The organism is Hyphomicrobium zavarzinii ATCC 27496, assembly GCF_000383415.1.
GTDB classification, from domain to species: Bacteria; Pseudomonadota; Alphaproteobacteria; order Rhizobiales; family Hyphomicrobiaceae; genus Hyphomicrobium_C; species Hyphomicrobium_C zavarzinii.
Window position 1 is genome coordinate 337,888 of sequence record NZ_KB911257.1, and the last position, 15,910, is coordinate 353,797.

Sequence of the window (15,910 nt, forward strand, 5' to 3'; positions counted from 1 at the left end):
TCTAGTGCCTGAAGTGGCGCATGCCGGTGAGCACCATGGCGAGGCCCTTTTCGTCCGCGGCGCGGATCACCTCGTCGTCGCGCATGGAGCCGCCGGGCTGGATGACGGCGGTCGCGCCCGCCTCTGCCGCAGCCAGCAGGCCATCCGCAAACGGGAAGAAAGCATCTGACGCGACGGCCGAACCTTTGACGTCCAGCCCCGCCATCTCCGCCTTGATGCCGGCGATGCGCGAGGAGTTTACGCGGCTCATCTGGCCGGCGCCGATGCCGACGGTCGCGCCATCCTTGGCGTAGACGATGGCATTGGATTTGACGAACTTGGCGACCTTCCAGGCAAAGACGAGATCGGCCATCTCGGCAGAGGTTGGATGTCGCTTGGTCGCGACGTGCAACCGCTCATAGAGCGCGAGATCGGCCTCCTGCACGAGCAGCCCGCCCGCCACCGTGCGCGCTTCCAGACGCTGGGAGGCGACGAGCGGCCATGCGCCGGTCACGAGCAGGCGCACGTTCTTCTTGGCGGCCACCGCCTCCTTCGCCTCGTCGGTCACGGAGGGTGCGAGGATCACCTCGACGAACTGGCGCTCGACGATCTTGCTCGCGGTCGCGCCATCCAGCTCGCGATTGAAGGCGATGATGCCGCCGAATGCGGATTCGGGATCGGTGCGATAAGCCCGATCGTAGGCTGCTTCGAGCGAATCGGACTCAGCCACGCCGCACGGATTGGCGTGCTTCACGATTACACACGCGGGCCGGTCGGTGAACGACTTCACACATTCGAGCGCTGCTTCGCTGTCGGCGACGTTGTTGTAGGAGAGCTCCTTGCCGAGAAGCTGGCGCGCGCTGGCGACGGTTCCGCTTTCGGCGTTGGGGCTGACGTAGAACGCGCCCCGCTGATGCGGGTTCTCGCCGTAGCGCATGTCGAGCGCCTTCTTGTACTGCGTGGTGTAGGTCGGCGGAAAGCCCTTGGCCGAACCGTCCGCGCTGTCCGCGACGGCGCCCAGCCAATTGCTGATGGCGGCGTCATAAGCCGCAGTGCGGGCATAGGCCTTGGCGGCGAGGCGCTTGCGGAACTCGGGCGTGGTGCGTCCTGCGTTGGCCGACATTTCCGCGAGCAAGGGCTCGAAATCCGCCTGATCGACGATCACCGTTACGGACGCGTGGTTCTTTGCCGCCGCACGGATCATGGCGGGGCCGCCGATGTCGATGTTCTCGACGCAATCGACGAAGGAGGCGCCGCTCGCCACCGTTGACTCGAACGGATAGAGGTTCACGATCAAGAGGTCGATGGGCTCGATCTTGTGCTCCTCAGCCGCGCTGATGTGCTCAGCGTTGCCGCGCACGGCCAGCAGTCCGCCGTGGATCTTCGGGTGCAGCGTCTTCACGCGGCCGTCCAGAATTTCAGGAAACCCGGTGACGTCCGCCACGTCGGACACCGCAAAGCCCGCGCCCTTCAGCTTGGCCGCCGTGCCGCCCGTCGAGATCAGCTCCACGTTGCGCTCCGCGAGCGCGTGGGCGAGCTGCTCAAGCCCAGTCTTGTCGGAGAGCGAAATCAGGGCCCGGCGGATTCTGGGATTGGGATCTTTCATCGGTCGCGACGTGTCCTCTGAGCGTTAGGCGGTGTTCGCGAGCCTGATAAGGCTTCCCACGAGCATCGGCTAGAAATTCCGCGCTGAAAACGTGACTTATACCGATTTTTCCTGGCCTTCGAATACCCAGCGCACTTCGGTTTCCCCGAACGTGGCGCCGCGGGCGACGATCTGCAGCGCCCGCCTCGGCCCGGCGGAATCCGCGAAATAGGTGCTCTCCTCGATCGCGAGACGGGCGCCTTCGAGGCTGAACCACCAGGTATCGCCGCTCGGGAGCGTGATGATGGCGATGTTAGGGTTATCGTCGCGCCAGCAGCGGATGCCCGGATAGAGGTGGAAGTGGATGGCGAACGGCACGTCCTGCCGGAGGCGCATGGTGCCGCTTTTTCCCGCTATGCGGTCGATGCCCAGCAGGCGGCGGCCGGTTGCGCTCAAGGCCAGCGTGCGGTGGTGGATGAGACCGAACCGGCGCACATAGCCGTCATGGCTGGCGGCGATCTCCAGGCTGCCGTCGTGCTCCTCGACGCGATAGGGCACATCTTCAGGAAAGCGGATGGGCGGTCCGCCCACCAAATCCTCGAGCGTCTTGTGGCGCACCAGCTTGGAGGAAGACTTCTCGCCGAGGCAAAGCGTGTTGTGGCTCGCCGTCGCACGGGACGCCGCCCGCCATTCCGCACTGGCCGAGCCCGGTGCGCCTCCGTTGACGAGCATCAGCTCGGTTCCCACGCTCATCTCGAACGAGAGACAGCCGGCGTGGGCCTCGGCCGCGGCCTCGAGCGGAGGCGGCTCCCCCGCGTCCATGATCAGAATGGATGGGCCGCGCTCCAGCCTCAAATACTTCGAGGCAGGTGCCTGCACCGGAATGGTGCCGGGGTTGTCGTCGTAGACGAGCACGGTCGCGAGACCGGCGGGCGAGGCGACGCCCATGCCGTTGAAGCGCGCGAGCATGCCGTCGCCGAGCCGCATGTATTTCAGCATCGCCAGCATCGCCTTCAGCGTGGCGGCGAGCTCCGGCGGCGCGGTGCGGCTGCGGGCCGCGAAGCACTGGTTCAGCGGCAGGAGATCCAGCATCAGCTCCACGAGCACGCCTGGATTGCGGCCGATGTGCCCGCCGTCGGAGAGGATCTGCCGGTCGAGCTCCTGCACGAACAGTTTCTCCGTCTCGGCCACCTGACCTTCATGACCCGAGATGCAGAGCTGCGCGAGCAGAAGCGACAGCAGCGAGAGGAGGCGCGGGTATCCGCTCGGGCTGTTGCGCCAGCTCGCGGCAAGGCGCACGAGCTGGACGCCGAGACTTTCGGTGATGATCTCATACGTCTCGGCGTCCGCGTCCTCCAGCAGAAGCGCCGAGTGAGAAATCCACGAGATGAGACGCCGCCCGGTGACGTGAGGCTCCCAGGCGAGGCCGCCGCCACTGTTGCCCCGATGGCGCATCGCCCATTCCGCGGCGAGCAGGCGCGCCGTCTCGCGCGCCTCGGGACGCGCGGCCGCCGCCAAGTGACGAAGCCATCCGAAGCCGTGCAGCTCGCACTCCCAGGCTTCGCTCGGCGGGATGACGTCGAACGGCGAGACGTCGTCGGCAAGCGCGACGGCGCCCGCTAATCCGAACTGGCCGATCTCGACCTCGTCCCAGAAGCTCGGATCGGCGGTTCTCAGATCCTGCGGAACGATGAGAAGCTGCTCGGCCGCCGATGCGCCGAACTGCCAGCGGAACGGCGGCGAATAGAGCACCGACGAGATGGCGCCTCGCCTCAGCCGGTCTGCGGCCAGATGCGTGATCCTGATCCGCTCTGAGAACTTGAGGCGCGCCATTCTCTCCCTCGGGCCGCGTACACCGGCCGAACGAATGGGGCCGCCAAACGGCAAGCCCCGCTGGCGGATGGTAGCACGCCGGATCGCCTGCTCAATCAGCCCGGTTTACTTATGGGGTCTCAAAGCTGCTTTCTAAGGCGCGCGGCATAAAATCCATCCAGCCCGGACAGACCAGGCTCGGCGCGTGGCAGATGGCACGGAAGCGTGCGCAGGTCGCCTTCAGGCGTGAGCCAAGCGCCCTCAATTCCGGCCTCTCCGGCGGCGACAGGCACCCTCGAAAAATCGCTGTTCAAAGACAGGAAGCGGGCGATCTGCGCAGGCCCTTCCTCGGGCTCCAGAGAACACGTGCAGAAGACGAGCAGTCCGCCGGGACGCACCAGATGCGCGGCGTGCTCCAGCAAGCGTTGTTGAAGGGCGACGCGGTCCGATGTGTCGTCCTTGCGCTTCAGATGCAGGATGTCCGGATGGCGGCGGATGGTTCCGGTGGCGCTGCACGGCGCATCGAGCAGCACGGCGTCGAACTGGCGCCCTGGCGCCCATGCGGTGATGTCGGCCTCCACCCGCTCGGCCTTGAGGTCCAGGCGGGCGAGGTTCTCAGCAAGGCGCTCGAGGCGCGCCGGCACGTTGTCGACGGCTGTCACCAGAGCACCGGCAGCGGCGAGCTGCGCCGTCTTGCCGCCGGGCGCCGCGCAGAGGTCCGCGACGTGAAGGCCGGCGACGTCGCCGAGGAGGCGCGCGGGCAGGGAGGCTGCCGCATCCTGCACCCACCAGGCACCTTCGGCGTAGCCCTCGATATCCTCGATGCGGCCTCCGCGCTGAAGCCGCACCGTTCCGTTCGGCAGGACTTCTCCGCCGAGCCGCTCGGCCCAGGATGCCGGATCCGATTTCACCGAAAGATCGAGCGCGGCTTCCTGGAGCGAGGCGGCAGCGATGTCGCGCGCCTGCGCCTCACCATAGGTCTCGGTCCAGCGGGCGAGCAGCCACGGCGGCATGTTCACGGTGACGGGATCAAGCTTGGCCAGCACATCCTTCCCCAACGTCGAGACGCGGCGAAGAACGGCGTTGGTCAGGCGGTCGAAGCGCCGCGCCTTGTGGTCGTCCCGGCATTGATCGACGGCGAGACTGATGGCGGCGTGGGGCGGCGTATCGAGCAGCAAAAGCTGCGCGGCGGCCGAGAGAAGGATGGGCCACAGGCGACCGCTGTCGGCAGGCAACGGCTTTTCCAGAAATGAGGAGACGACGGCCTGCAACTCGCCCTTTCGGCGCAGCACCGTCATCACGATCAGACGCGCCAGCGCGCGATCGCGTGGCTCCAGCGGACCGGCGCGCTCGGAGGCCGCCTCGAACGCATCGTCGAGGGCGCGGCCGCGATCGAGGATCGCCCCGAGGCAGGCGACGGCAAGCGCGCGCGTGGCATAGCCCGCAGGGCGCGGACGGGGGCTGGAAGGTTGCTTGCCGGATTTGCCTGCGACGACAGAACCGCGCGCGCCGGAATGGCGGGGGCGCTTTGCGTCAGGGCGGCGCGGAGACGTCATCGGAGCTTTTCACCGGGGTTGGGCTGGACGCCATAGCATCCGCTCCGGCTTCCTTGGCCGGAGCGGAGAAGCCCGTCAAGCACCGCGTCGCCGCGACCCGGCTAACCCCAGGGTCCGCGCGTAGAGCTGCCCGCTCCGCGCGACGGGTCCGACCAGGGGCCCGAGCCGCCCGGCGATACGTCCGGCCCACCGAGGTTGACGCCGCTGCGCATCATTTCCTGCGCCAGCGCCTCTAAGGCCGCGATGCGGTTCTCGGTGTTGGGATGGGTCGAGAACAGGTTGTCCATCCCCTGGCCGGTCAGCGGATTGATAATGAACATGTGGGCTGCGGCCGGCACCTGCTCCGCCTCCTCGTTGGGGATGCGCTGCGCGGCGTTGTGGATCTTGAAGAGAGCGGACGAGAGCCAGCGCGGGTTGCCGCAGATGAGAGCGCCCATGCGGTCGGCGCTGTACTCACGCGAGCGGCTGATCGCCATCTGCACGAGCATGGCGGCGAAAGGCGCGACCAGCATGGCGAGGATGGCGCCGATCATTCCCACGCCACCGCCGCGCTCGTCGCGGTTTCCGCCGAACAACATGCCGAACTGAAGATACTGGGCGAGCATCGAGATGGCGCCGCCGATGGTGGCGGCGACGGTCATCGTCAACGTGTCGCGGTTCTTGATGTGCGCCAGCTCGTGCGCGATGACGCCCGCGATCTCCTCGCGGTTCAGCGTTTCGAGAAGGCCCGAGGACGCGGCGACGGCCGCTCGCTGCGGGCTGCGCCCGGTCGCGAAAGCATTCGGCTGCGGATTGTGCATGATGAAAACGCGCGGCATGGGCAGCTCCGCGCGGCGCGCCAAGTCCCGCACGAGGCCGTAATATTCAGGTGCTGTGCGTTCGTCCACCTCCTGGGCCTGGAACATCTTGAGCACCATCGTGTCCGAGTTCCAGAGGCTGAACAGGTTCATGGCCAGCGCCACGAAGAACGCAATGACCATGCCCTGCTGACCACCGACAGCCGCGCCCATGGCCACGAAAATGGCCGTCAGCGCAGCGAGCAGAAAAGCTGTCTTGGCGTAGTTCATCGGCATCCGTCACTCCATCCCGCCCGAAGGCAGGCCTCCTTTAAGCTTCACGTTCGAGGCCCGGTCGTTCAAGCGCCTCGCGCGATCTTTCGAGACTGCTATATAGGAAGGGGTCTGGCGCGAGACCAGAATCCCTCTCCTCGCTCCGTCCCGACGACAAGGGTCCTATTTGCGCAATGACGACGCCGATCGACAAGCTCCCGACAGATCCCGAGGTTTCGGCCGAATCCGTGCCAAAGCGGACATTGTCGCCGGAAGCGCAGCGGGCGCTTCAGGAGGCGGCGGAGCGGCGGGAGGCGGCCGAAGAGGCGGCCCAAAGCAACGCCAAGCGTCCCGAAGTCGGCGGCCGGGATGGCCCGGAGCCCACGCGCTACGGCGACTGGGAAAAGGGCGGGATCATCAGCGATTTCTGAGCCCCGATCGGCCGCGTCCCTCCGCCTGTCCCGAAATGATCGCTGGCATGGAGAGGCATCGTAAGCCTCTGAGATTTCCCCTGCGCGGATGGCTGTATTCCAACGCACTGCATAACCTAACTTTTTCTTCCTGTTAACACTCCTTTAACCGGGTCTGCAGACGCGCCCGGACCAGACGCGCACGCCCGCATTTCCGGCACCTCGGTTGCACGAGCCATCCCAAGAAAATTTGGACTGGCTCAACGAGAGACACACCGATGCGCGGATGGCTGATTGAAAAAACAAGAAGCTTCAAGGGCGACGAACAAGGCAGCGTCGCCGTCATCTTCTCGATGATGCTCGTGGTGCTGGTGTTCGCGGCCGGCATCGCGGTGGACTACGGACGCACGCTCCATGCGCGCTCGACGCTGATCTCGGCGGCGGACGCTGCCGCGCTTGCTGCCGGGCGCGCGCTCGGCGAGGGCACACGTACGGATGGCGAGCTCAAGGCGCTCGCGGAAACCTACTTCAAGGAGAACATCGGCGACGGCATGGCGTTCGGCGACGTGACCGATTTCGCCGTCTCCATCGACAGGCAATCCGGCAAAGTGCGGGTCGATGCATCGGCGAACGTCCCGATGACGCTCACGCGTGTCGCCGGCTTCGACACCATCGAGGTGCCGGCTATGGCCGAAACGATCTCGTCCCAGCGCGACATCGAGCTGGCCCTGGTGCTCGACGTGACCGGCTCGATGGGAAGCCCGTCGTCCAAGATTGCAGATCTGCGCACGGCCGCCGCCGATCTCGTCGAGCTGATGCTTCCAGACGAAGGTCGTCCCGGCAAGGTGCGCATCGGGCTTGCGCCTTACGCGGCGAGCCTCAACGCGGGCAGCTATTTCAAAACCGTGACCGGCCGCTCGAGCGGCACGGGCTGCGTGTTCGAGCGCAGCGGCTCTGCTCGCTTCAGCGAAAGCGCACCCGGCACCGGAGCCTACCTCGGCTACAACAAGGACGTCGAATGCCCGTCCGCGACGGTGCAGGCGCTGACCGACAGGAAGGCGACGCTGAAATCGCAGATCGCGGCGCTGCGTCCGAACGGAAACACGGCGGGCCACATCGGCACGGCGTGGGGCTGGTATCTCCTTTCTCCGCGCTGGAGCGGCGTCTGGCCGTCGGCCAGCAAGCCCGCGGCCTACGATCCCAAGACGACGATCAAGGCCGTTCTCCTCATGACAGACGGCGAGTTCAACACCGAGTACGTCGCGGCGAACGGCAGCTCGTCGGCCCAGGCGCGCGCGCTCTGCACGAACATGAAAGCGCAAGGCGTCGTGGTCTACGCGGTGGGCTTCATGGCGGGACGCACGGCCGAAAAGCTTCTCAGCGAATGCGCCACCTCCGCCAACCACTACTTCTCCGCTTCCGACGGCGATGCGCTCAAAATGGCCTTCCAATCGGTGGGCCGCAGCCTGACGGATCTGCATCTCACGCAATAACGTCCGCCCGCACCGCTCCCGCTCTTCATCTCGGCCGCGTTGCTGCCCAGCCCGCGAGGCTTTAGGGTAGCGCCGGGATTGGGGAGCCGGCAGCACTCGCGGGTGCAGGGGGACGGATGCGAAGAAAGCCACGACGTCTATTCTCGAAGCTCCTGCTGCTGCTCTTTCTGGCCGTCGCCGTCGTGGGCGGCTTCTGGTTCGGTCTCATCCCGCAACGGCTGAGCCCGTTCAGCCCGATCTCACTCGAAAATCCGCCGTCGTTCTTTGTCGACCCCAAGCTCTCAGCGCTGCGGTTCGATCCCGTGCTGTGCAACGCTGTGCTCAAGGAGCCGCACATCGACGCGACGCAGATACCGGATCGTCCCATGAAGGACGGCTGCGGGTGGGAGAACGCGGTGCGTTTCACCACCACGGGCGGCGCGAAGATCGGCGTCGAGCCTCTCACGTGCGAGATGGCGGCGGCGCTGACGCTCTGGGTGGAGCACGAGGTGCAGCCGCTCGCGAAAGAGATGTTCGGGCAAGAGGTGGTGCGCCTCGGCGACATGGGGACTTACGGCTGCCGCAATATCGTCGGCAATCCGTTCTGGAAGGGCGTGCGCAGTCAGCACGCCACCGCGAACGCCATCGACATCTCAGGCTTCACGCTCGCCGATGGCCGGTCGATCAGCCTGCTCAAGGACTGGAAGGGATCGGGCAAGGAAAGCGAGTTCCTGCGCAAGGTGCACAGGCGGGCGTGCAAGTATTTCCGCGTCTCGCTGGGTCCGGACTTCAACGCCGCGCACAACAATCATTTCCATTTCGACCGCGGCCTGATGTGGACGTGCCGCTAGGCCGCCGGGATCAGTCTCCGAGGCGGGCAGCGCCGATAATGGGGCCGGTGCTCGCTTCCTGGATCAGCACGATCAGATCCTCGGTCTCGGGGCGCATGATGGCGGCGCGGGCGAGGCGGATGGTGGCGGGCCGGCCGTTCCACAGCCCGACGGGGGTCAGCTCGCGCACGACGTTGTAGTAGGTCAGCGTCTTGCCGTTGTTCTCGCCGCCCCGCACCGACACCTGCGCCGACTTCTGCACCACGGCCAGCCATATGGTGGCCTCCTTCGGCTCTGATCCGGCAGGCGCGGCGCCTGCTTCGATGATGATGTTGGAGCCGTAGTGCCAGAAATGCACGGGCACGCGGCTGCTGGACAGGGCCGTCTCAGTGGCTCGCACCGCACGGTCGATCTCCGACTGGCTCGAGCCCAGCACCTCGGCGGCGCCGTTCACCACAGCCTGCGGCGTGTAGACGGTGCCAATACCGAAGCGTTTCGCGTACTCGCGCTGGCGCTCGGCATTGCGCGGGCCGGCAAGCGTGTCCTTCCAGCCGAGGTAGTCCCAGTAGTCGATGGGCAGCGACAGGCCGACGATATTCTGCTGATCGAGATATTGTTTGAGCAGGGCGTCGGCCGCCGGGCAATCGGAGCAGCCCTGGCTCGTGAACATTTCGATGACAGCGCGCGGCGGACCGCTTCGCTGCACCATCTCCGGCATCTGCTCGGTCTCGGCGTTGGCGAGCACGGGCGCCAACAGCACGGTCGCGGCCATGAGCGCCAAGCGGCGCGCAAAACGTAGGGCTCTCGACACGGTGTCCTTTTGCATGATCCGAGCGCGTACCGTCGTCCGCCGTGCCTAAGTGCGGTGTGCGGACCTGGAGCTTAAAACCGCGATTCCCGCCATGAGCCGAACCGGTCTCAGGCGATCAGGGTCCAAGGCGCACATCCGCGCCTTCCCTAGATTGATAAGATCTGACGGGCCGATGGTCCAGGGTGTGCGATCCCCGAGAGGGATCAACATACGCCCGTGCGCAATGGAGCCCTAAGCCTTTGGCGAAAAGATAAATTCCGACATCTGACAGACGCGGCCGAGGCGATCATGAAAAAAAGATCATGATTGCCTCGGGCTGATTGGTGTCGGTTCGGGCAGCGCGCCTATGCTGCCAGGTTGCGGAGCACGTACTGAAGAATGCCGCCGTTCTTGTAGTACTCGATCTCGTCCAAAGTATCGATCCGGCAGACGAGCGGCACGGCGAGCTTAGAGCCATCCTTGCGGGTGATCTGGGCTTCCACGATCTGGCGCGGCTTGAGGCTCGCGAGACCCTTCAGCGTCACCGTCTCGCTGCCGTCGAGGCCGAGCGTCTGCCACGTGGTGCCCGGCTCGAACACGAACGGGATGATGCCCATGCCGACGAGGTTCGAGCGATGGATGCGCTCAAACGACTGGGCGACGACCGCCTTCACGCCAAGCAGGTTGGTGCCCTTGGCCGCCCAGTCACGCGAGGAGCCGTTGCCGTACTCCACGCCTGCAAACACGACGAGCGGCACGCCTTCGGCGGCATAGCGCTGCGCCGCGTCGTAGATCGCGAGCTTCTCGCCCGAGGGATGGTGGATGGTGTAGCCGCCCTCGACGACGTTTCCGGCCTCGTCCTTCACCATGAAGTTCTTGATGCGGATGTTGGCGAAGGTGCCGCGCATCATCACTTCATGGTTGCCGCGGCGGGTGCCGTACTGATTGAAGTCGGCGGGCTTCACGCCTTCCTCGAGCAGATACTTGCCCGCGGGAGAGGCGGCCTTGATGGAGCCGGCCGGCGAGATGTGGTCGGTCGTGATCTTGTCACCGAACAGCGCGAGCACGCGTGCGCCTTCGAGGTCGGTGATGGGACGGGGGGACTTGGTGATGCCTTTGAAGTAGGGCGGGTTCTGCACATACGTGGACTTGTCGTCCCAGCCGTAGGTGAGACCGGCGCCCGCCTTGATGGTGCGCCAGCGATCGTCGCCGTGAAATACGTCCGCGTACTTCGACTTGAAGAGGTCGCGCGAGATATTCTCCGCGATGAACTTCTGGACCTCCTGGTTCGTCGGCCAGATGTCCTTCAGGTAGACAGGCTTGCCATCGCTGCCCGTGCCGAGCGGCTCGGTCGAGAGATCGCGCGCCACGGTGCCTGCGAGCGCATAGGCCACGACCAGCGGCGGAGACGCCAGATAGTTGGCCTGCACGTCGGGGCTCACGCGGCCTTCGAAGTTGCGGTTGCCCGAGAGCACGGCGGCGGCGACGAGGCCGTTTTCGTTGATCGCCTTCGAGATCTCGGCGGGAAGCGGGCCGGAGTTACCGATGCAGGTGGTGCAGCCGAAGCCGACGAGGTTGAAGCCGATCTTGTCGAGATACGTCTGCAGGCCCGCCTTCTCGAGATAGGCGGCGACGATCTGGCTTCCAGGCGCGAGCGAGGTCTTGACCCAGGGCTTCGAGGTGAGGCCCTTGGCGACGGCATTGCGCGCGAGCAGACCCGCGGCGATGAGCACGGACGGGTTCGACGTGTTGGTGCAGCTCGTGATGGCGGCGATTACGACGTCGCCGTGGCCGAGATCGAAGTCGCGGCCTTCTACGGGCACGCGCTTCGCCCCTTCGCCGGGCTTCTTGTACTCGCTTTCAAGGGCCGTCGCGAAACCGGACTTGACGTCGGGCAGCGCGATGCGGCCCTCGGGACGCTTGGGACCGGCCAGAGACGGGCCGACGGTCGCGAGATCGAGCTCCAGCGTATCGGTGAAGACGGGATCTCCGGCGTCCTTGGTGCGGAAGAGGCCCTGCGCCTTCGTGTAGGCGTCGACGAGCGCGATGCGCGCCGGGTCGCGGCCCGAGATGGTGAGATAGTTGAGCGTCTCGCCGTCTACCGGGAAGAAGCCACAGGTGGCGCCATACTCGGGCGCCATGTTGGCGATGGTCGCGCGATCGGCGAGGGTCAGGTGGTCGAGGCCCGGTCCGTAGAACTCTACGAACTTGTTCACCACGCCTTTCTTGCGCAGCATCTGCGTGACGGTGAGCACGAGATCGGTTGCCGTGACACCTTCCTTGAGCGCGCCGACCAGGCGGAAACCGATCACCTCGGGGATCAGCATCGACTGCGGCTGGCCCAGCATGGCAGCCTCGGCTTCGATGCCGCCGACGCCCCATCCAAGAACCGCAAGACCGTTGACCATGGTGGTGTGGCTGTCGGTGCCGACGAGGGTATCGGGATAGGCGAGCGTCTCGCCCGAATCCGTCGTTGCAGTCCAGACCGTCTGCGCCAGATACTCAAGGTTCACCTGATGGCAGATGCCGGTGCCCGGCGGCACGACGCGGAAATTCGCGAACGCGCCCTGGCCCCACTTGAGGAAGAGATAGCGCTCGCCGTTGCGGTCATACTCGAGCTCGACGTTCTTCTCGAACGCGTCGGCATTGCCGAAAGCGTCGACGATGACCGAGTGATCGATGACGAGATCGACGGGCACAAGCGGATTGATCTTCTTGGCGTCGCCGCCGAGCGTCAGCATGCCATCGCGCATTGCGGCCAGATCGACGACGGCGGGCACGCCGGTGAAATCCTGCATCAGCACGCGCGCGGGCCTGAACCCAATCTCCTTCTCGGCCTTGCCCTTGTTCACCAGCCATTCGGACACCGCGACGATGTCGGCTTTCGTCACCGAGCGGCCGTCCTCATGACGAAGCAGATTCTCGAGCAGAACTTTCATCGAATAGGGGAGCTTCGAAATGCCCGCGAGGCCGTTCTTCTCCGCCTCGGGAAGCGAATAGTAGACGTATGGCTTGCCATCGACGGACAGCGTCTTGCGGCATTTGAAGCTGTCCAGGGAAACCGGCGCAGAGTTGGCAGTCGTGGAAGCGCTCACGTTTCTTCTCCTTGAGGCGGGATGTTTCGAGCGGACCGAAACGAGAAATTTCTGGCCGCGTTACGCTTGGCGGGACGTGCCCAGCAGGACGCGGGCGGACCGGATGCATTTTTTGCAGTAGCGAAGCGCGAAGCAAGCCAATTATATAGGCGACTAAAGTCTAGAACCAGCACAGCCGTGCTTGTTAATTTTGCAAATCCTCTATGTCGCAGGCCCATTCGCGCGGGCTCGAGCTGGGTCGATCGCTTGTTTCTTCATGCTGACAATCTGACTGTGGAACGTGGGACGCGAACCGTCATCTCGGCGTTGTCGTTCACCGCGAAAGCAGGCGAAGCGTTGCTGCTCGTGGGGCCGAACGGAGCGGGAAAGACGACGCTGATCCGCACGCTCGCGGGTTTCATCACGCCAGCGGCGGGGACGATTTCCCTCAATGCCGAGTTCACCGATCAGGATGTGGCGGAGGCCTGCCACTACGTCGGTCATTTAACCGGCATCAAGGCCAATCTCACGGCAGAGCAGAATCTCGTGTTCTGGGCGGAGTATCTCGGTGCCCGGGAAAGCACGCCGATCGAGGACCGGGTTCACGACGCGCTTTCTCACTTCGGTCTCTCTCAGCTCGCCGACTACCCAGCGGGTCTTCTCTCCGCGGGACAAAAGCGCCGGCTCGGACTTGCCCGGCTCAGCGTGGCGCACCGGCCGATCTGGCTGCTCGACGAGCCGACTGTCTCGCTCGATGCCGCTTCGACGGACTTGCTCGCCAAGCTCATCCGCAAGCACCTCGCCAACAACGGCCTCGTCATCGCGGCGACGCACCTGCCGCTCGGGCTCGAGGATCCGACATATCTGCGCCTCGGGCCTGCACCTTCGACGGGCGCGGCGCCCGGCGACACTCTCTCGGGGGGCGGCGCGCCATGACGGGCTTCTGGGCGCTTCTCAAGCGCGACCTCACGCTGGCCGTTCGCGAAGGATCGGCGCTCGGCACCGCACTCGGCTTCTATCTCGTGGTGGTGGCCATGCTGCCACTCGGCCTCGGCCCCGACCTCAAGCTGCTCTCGCGCATCGCGCCGGGCGTGCTTTGGATCGCGCTGCTGCTCGCCGCGCTGCTGTCGCTGCCGCGCATGTTCGAAGCCGACCACGAGGACGGCTCGCTCGAAGTGATGGCCACCGCGCCGCTTCCGCTGGAGCTGGCCGTGGCAGCCAAGGCGCTCGCGCACTGGATCTCGACGGGGATTCCGCTGGCGCTCATGGCGCCTGTGCTGGGTCTGATGCTCAACCTCGACATCACGCTTACGCCGGCGCTCGTGGGCACCATGCTGGCCGGCACGCCCGCGATCAGCTTCCTGGGCAGCGTGGGCGCCGCGCTCACGCTCAAGGCACGGCGCGGGGGGCTGCTGCTCGCGCTGCTGGTACTGCCGCTCTACATCCCGACCCTCATTTTCGGCATTTCCGCCATAGGGTTCGCAAGTCTCGGCCAGGATGGGCTCAGTGCCTCCCTGCTGATCCTGCTCGCGATCTCGGTCGCATCGGTGGCAGCGGCGCCGCTCGCCTCGGCTGCGGCATTACGGCTGCAAATGTCGTAATCCTGCGTCAATGCTGCGCTTGGCTAGCGCCCCTAAGGGATCAGTGGCCGTGAACCTTACCTTTGTTTAACGCGCCCTGGAGCGGAATACCGGTTTCCAGTTTTCTGGAAGCGCTTTAGATGAAATCCATGCAAACACTCACTCAGCGTCTCGCAAACCCGACCCGCTTCATGGAGCTTTCGCGCGCGATCCTGCCTTGGATCGCGGCTGGCGCAGCTCTGTTCATCGCGTATGCGATGTATCTCGTCTTCTTCGTCGCGCCGCCCGACTACCAGCAGGGCGAGACCGTCAAGATCATGTACATCCACGTTCCTTCGGCCTGGCTCGCGCTGATGGGCTATTCGATCATCGCACTGTCGAGCTTCGGGCTCCTGGTGTTCCGCCACCCCCTCGCGGACGTGTCGGCCAAGGCCGCAGCGCCGATCGGAGCCGCATTCACCCTCGCCGCGCTGATCACCGGCTCGCTCTGGGGCAAGCCGATGTGGGGCACCTATTGGGTGTGGGACGCGCGGCTCACCTCCGTGCTGATCCTCTTCTTCCTCTATCTCGGGCTTATCGCGCTGCGCTCATCGCTCGAGGACGAGGCGCTGGCGGGCAAGCTCACGGCCGTGCTGGCCCTGGTCGGCGTCGCCATCCTGCCGATCATCAAGTTCTCCGTCGACTGGTGGAACACGCTGCACCAGCCCTCTACCGGCTTCACGAGCTCGGTCGATCCCAGCATGCGCACCCCGCTCCTGCTCTCGGCCATCGGGTTCACGCTGCTCTTCATCGCGCTGCATCTCAAAGGCATGCAGAATGAGATCCTACGGCGACGCGTGAAGACGCTGCGTCTCGCGGAGATCGAGCGCGGCGACCGGGCGTTCTCGGAACGGGTGGAGTAGAGCGTCATGGATCTCGGCCCGCACGCAGCCTTCATCTGGGCGTCCTATGCCGCATTCGCCGCGATCATCGGCCTCCTCATCGGGTGGACGCTGCTCGACGGCTGGCGGCAGGCCAAGGCGCTCGCCGATGCAGACCGGCGCGGTCTCAAGCGCCGCTCCGACAGAACCGCAAATCAGGGACAGAAGACCTCATGAGCACGGAAACCAGCACGCCCCCCGAGCGCAAAAGCCGCGGCTGGGTGATGGTTCCGCTGCTCATTTTCGTGGCGATCGCGGCTCTGTTCGCGTTCGCGCTCACCTCGGGCGATCCCAGCAAGCTGCCGTCAGCGCTCATCGGCCGTCCTGTGCCGCAAACGGAGTTCCCGCCGCTCGAAGGGTTGCTGTCGAACGGCGCGCCCGTGCCCGGCTTCCACGCCGCCGACCTCGCCAAGGGCAAGGTCTCGGTCGTCAACTTCTGGGCCTCGTGGTGCGTGCCGTGCATCGAGGAGCATCCGCTGCTGATCGAGCTCCGGAAACGCTCCGGGGTCGACATCTATGGCGTGAACCACAAGGACCAGGCAGAAGCCGGCCGGCGCTTCCTCGGCCGCTACGGCAATCCGTTCACGGCGGTGGGCACGGATCGCACGGGGCGCAACGCCATCGAGTGGGGCGTGTACGGCATGCCGGAAACCTTCGTCATCAACGGCGAGGGCAAGATCGCCTACAAGCACGTGGGGCCGATCTCGCCGGATAGCCTCGAAAAGACCCTGCTGCCCGCCATCGAGAAGGCGCGCGCGGTCGCAGTGCAAAAGTAGCGGGCTGGCCTTCCAGGCCGGGCGACGCTTTTTCGAGCCGGATCAATCGCCAAAAAAAGATCCCGGCGTTTGCCGGG

At 65.4% G+C, this 15,910-nt stretch carries 14 protein-coding genes; 8 read left to right on the plus strand and 6 right to left on the minus strand.

Going from position 1 to position 15,910, the window contains the following annotated elements:
- Position 1: 1 nt before the first annotated feature.
- From purH to htpX, 4 genes are all read right to left on the minus strand, one after another.
- Complete coding sequence (gene purH, locus F812_RS0109520; RefSeq protein ID WP_020085742.1) at positions 2-1,585, minus strand: bifunctional phosphoribosylaminoimidazolecarboxamide formyltransferase/IMP cyclohydrolase; 1,584 nt, start codon at positions 1,583-1,585, stop codon at positions 2-4.
- A 96-nt stretch (positions 1,586-1,681) separates the two neighbouring features.
- Positions 1,682-3,397, minus strand: coding sequence for a heparinase II/III family protein (locus tag F812_RS0109525; RefSeq protein ID WP_020085743.1), 1,716 nt, complete (start codon positions 3,395-3,397; stop codon positions 1,682-1,684).
- Between the two features lie 119 nt (positions 3,398-3,516).
- Positions 3,517-4,932, minus strand: a complete 1,416-nt coding sequence (locus tag F812_RS0109530) for an RsmB/NOP family class I SAM-dependent RNA methyltransferase (RefSeq protein WP_020085744.1) — start codon at positions 4,930-4,932, stop codon at positions 3,517-3,519.
- A 101-nt stretch (positions 4,933-5,033) separates the two neighbouring features.
- Positions 5,034-6,005: a zinc metalloprotease HtpX gene (gene htpX / locus F812_RS0109535; protein WP_020085745.1), complete on the minus strand. Its 972-nt coding sequence runs from the start codon at positions 6,003-6,005 to the stop codon at positions 5,034-5,036.
- Positions 6,006-6,175: 170 nt separating this feature from the next.
- Here htpX and F812_RS0109540 point away from each other — a divergent pair, with 170 nt between their 5' ends.
- The 3 genes from F812_RS0109540 to F812_RS0109550 all read left to right on the plus strand — a co-directional run bounded on the left by F812_RS0109540 (position 6,176) and on the right by F812_RS0109550 (position 8,714).
- Entirely contained in the window at positions 6,176-6,412 is a 237-nt protein-coding gene (locus F812_RS0109540; RefSeq protein ID WP_020085746.1) for a DUF1674 domain-containing protein, read from the plus strand.
- Between the two features lie 257 nt (positions 6,413-6,669).
- Entirely contained in the window at positions 6,670-7,884 is a 1,215-nt protein-coding gene (locus tag F812_RS0109545; protein WP_020085747.1) for a vWA domain-containing protein, read from the plus strand.
- 116 nt (positions 7,885-8,000) lie between these two features.
- Entirely contained in the window at positions 8,001-8,714 is a 714-nt protein-coding gene (locus F812_RS0109550) for an extensin-like domain-containing protein (RefSeq protein WP_020085748.1), read from the plus strand.
- A gap of 10 nt (positions 8,715-8,724) precedes the next feature.
- On the opposite strand, the gene F812_RS0109555 is transcribed toward F812_RS0109550, so the two are convergent.
- Both F812_RS0109555 and acnA read right to left on the minus strand, forming a co-directional pair.
- Positions 8,725-9,504: a DUF1223 domain-containing protein gene (locus tag F812_RS0109555; RefSeq protein ID WP_245257659.1), complete on the minus strand. Its 780-nt coding sequence runs from the start codon at positions 9,502-9,504 to the stop codon at positions 8,725-8,727.
- 344 nt (positions 9,505-9,848) lie between these two features.
- Positions 9,849-12,578, minus strand: coding sequence for an aconitate hydratase AcnA (gene acnA, locus F812_RS0109560; protein WP_020085750.1), 2,730 nt, complete (start codon positions 12,576-12,578; stop codon positions 9,849-9,851).
- 246 nt (positions 12,579-12,824) lie between these two features.
- On the opposite strand from acnA, the gene ccmA reads away from it, so the two are divergent.
- The 5 genes from ccmA (at position 12,825) to F812_RS0109585 (ending at position 15,833) form a co-directional block, all read left to right on the plus strand.
- Entirely contained in the window at positions 12,825-13,493 is a 669-nt protein-coding gene (ccmA, locus tag F812_RS23355) for a heme ABC exporter ATP-binding protein CcmA (protein ID WP_051113794.1), read from the plus strand.
- Positions 13,490-14,158: a heme exporter protein CcmB gene (ccmB, locus tag F812_RS0109570; RefSeq protein ID WP_020085752.1), complete on the plus strand. Its 669-nt coding sequence runs from the start codon at positions 13,490-13,492 to the stop codon at positions 14,156-14,158. Before ccmA ends, ccmB begins: the two co-directional genes overlap by 4 nt.
- 128 nt (positions 14,159-14,286) lie before the next feature.
- Complete coding sequence (locus tag F812_RS0109575) at positions 14,287-15,039, plus strand: heme ABC transporter permease (protein WP_051113808.1); 753 nt, start codon at positions 14,287-14,289, stop codon at positions 15,037-15,039.
- Between the two features lie 6 nt (positions 15,040-15,045).
- Entirely contained in the window at positions 15,046-15,234 is a 189-nt protein-coding gene (ccmD, locus tag F812_RS0109580; RefSeq protein WP_020085754.1) for a heme exporter protein CcmD, read from the plus strand.
- On the plus strand, positions 15,231-15,833 hold the full coding sequence (locus F812_RS0109585) for a DsbE family thiol:disulfide interchange protein (protein WP_020085755.1): 603 nt from the start codon (positions 15,231-15,233) through the stop codon (positions 15,831-15,833). The genes ccmD and F812_RS0109585 overlap by 4 nt, the downstream gene beginning before the upstream one ends.
- The last annotated feature ends 77 nt before the right edge of the window (positions 15,834-15,910 follow it).

What these genes read in the sequence shown, in the direction of transcription:
- purH (WP_020085742.1), bottom strand. Translation starts at nt 1,585, where the DNA reads ATGAAAGATCCCAATCCCAGAATCCGCCGGGCCCTGATTTCGCTCTCC.
- F812_RS0109525 (WP_020085743.1), bottom strand. Translation starts at nt 3,397, where the DNA reads ATGGCGCGCCTCAAGTTCTCAGAGCGGATCAGGATCACGCATCTGGCC.
- F812_RS0109530 (WP_020085744.1), bottom strand. Translation starts at nt 4,932, where the DNA reads ATGACGTCTCCGCGCCGCCCTGACGCAAAGCGCCCCCGCCATTCCGGC.
- htpX (WP_020085745.1), bottom strand. Translation starts at nt 6,005, where the DNA reads ATGCCGATGAACTACGCCAAGACAGCTTTTCTGCTCGCTGCGCTGACG.
- F812_RS0109540 (WP_020085746.1), top strand. Translation starts at nt 6,176, where the DNA reads ATGACGACGCCGATCGACAAGCTCCCGACAGATCCCGAGGTTTCGGCC.
- F812_RS0109545 (WP_020085747.1), top strand. Translation starts at nt 6,670, where the DNA reads ATGCGCGGATGGCTGATTGAAAAAACAAGAAGCTTCAAGGGCGACGAA.
- F812_RS0109550 (WP_020085748.1), top strand. Translation starts at nt 8,001, where the DNA reads ATGCGAAGAAAGCCACGACGTCTATTCTCGAAGCTCCTGCTGCTGCTC.
- ccmB (WP_020085752.1), top strand. Translation starts at nt 13,490, where the DNA reads ATGACGGGCTTCTGGGCGCTTCTCAAGCGCGACCTCACGCTGGCCGTT.
- F812_RS0109575 (WP_051113808.1), top strand. Translation starts at nt 14,287, where the DNA reads ATGCAAACACTCACTCAGCGTCTCGCAAACCCGACCCGCTTCATGGAG.
- ccmD (WP_020085754.1), top strand. Translation starts at nt 15,046, where the DNA reads ATGGATCTCGGCCCGCACGCAGCCTTCATCTGGGCGTCCTATGCCGCA.
- F812_RS0109585 (WP_020085755.1), top strand. Translation starts at nt 15,231, where the DNA reads ATGAGCACGGAAACCAGCACGCCCCCCGAGCGCAAAAGCCGCGGCTGG.